Below are 1,073 nucleotides of genomic sequence, written 5' to 3' on the forward strand. Positions count from 1 at the left end.
TTTCAAGATGAATACGATAATTATATTCCTTATCAAGAATTGCTTGCTCGATTGCAACTGAAGCGAAAAAAGTGTTTTATATTGGTGATGATTTACCTGATTGACCTATAATACAGAGAATCAGCTTAGCAATTGCAGTTACCAATGCAATATCTATTGTTTATTCATTAGAAAATTAAATTACGACAAAACCTAGTGGGGAAGGAAATGTGTATAAAATTTATGATTTAATTTTGTTTCAAGTCAGCCATGAATAAAAATCTTGGGTTTATCCTAATTTTAATCCTTCTTGCTTATTTTACAACGGCACTCATCTTCCCTAACTCACTCCCTCACGAAAAGCTTCTAAAGCAACAATTAGACTGTCAACCTAATACTTTTATGTGTAAGGTTGATTATTATCAATATGATGATCAGGGTGACTTACACAGCCATTTAGTTTCCCCTTTTATTGTTCACTTCCCCTATCAAAATTCATTTCATCTAAGCTCGCCTTACTACCTTATTTACACTTCTCAACATGTGCCTTGGAGTATTCACGCTAATTACGGTAAAAGCTATAATGGAATTAAATGGATTTATTTATGGGACCATGTAAAAATTTACAAACCCTCTCAAGCAACGGAAGTAGAAACTACAATTACCACCAAAAATATGACTATCTTTCCTCGTTCCTCTTTTGCTCAAACAGATCAAATTGTTACTATTGTACGTCCTGACTCCTTGGTGAAAGCCACAGGCATGACCGCAGACCTAAAAAAAGGTCTGATTCATTTACTTTCAGATTCTCAAGGTGTTTACGAATCAAACGCTAACCCACCTAAAAAACTATAAAAAGATAGTAGACATTTTTTAAAAATCATGAATAAACAAAAAAAGCTTTAGAAGCTTTCTATTACTAAAAATTCCAACGCTAACCTTTAGTCTCCATAATGATCAATTGTAAAATTTACTACGTCTAGGCTAGCAAAAGTATGTACCAATAATCCCGATCATATTACCCATTACAAAAGGGCGTATGTATATCGCCGCTATCCAATAGATCAACCAATTTTTTAAAAATTGGATAATAT

At 33.0% G+C, this 1,073-nt stretch carries 1 protein-coding gene; it reads left to right on the forward strand.

The features are described from left to right. The first annotated feature begins 249 nt into the window (after positions 1–249). Positions 250–834, forward strand: a complete 585-nt coding sequence (gene lptC, locus CLERM_RS00445) for an LPS export ABC transporter periplasmic protein LptC (protein WP_102156660.1) — start codon at positions 250–252, stop codon at positions 832–834. Positions 835–1,073 lie beyond the last annotated feature (239 nt).

Source organism: Coxiella-like endosymbiont (genome assembly GCF_002871095.1).
Lineage (GTDB): Bacteria > Pseudomonadota > Gammaproteobacteria > Coxiellales > Coxiellaceae > Coxiella.

Bases quoted from the DNA above. Each gene is read 5' to 3' on its own strand.
- lptC (WP_102156660.1), top strand. From the start codon at position 250: ATGAATAAAAATCTTGGGTTTATCCTAATTTTAATCCTTCTTGCTTAT.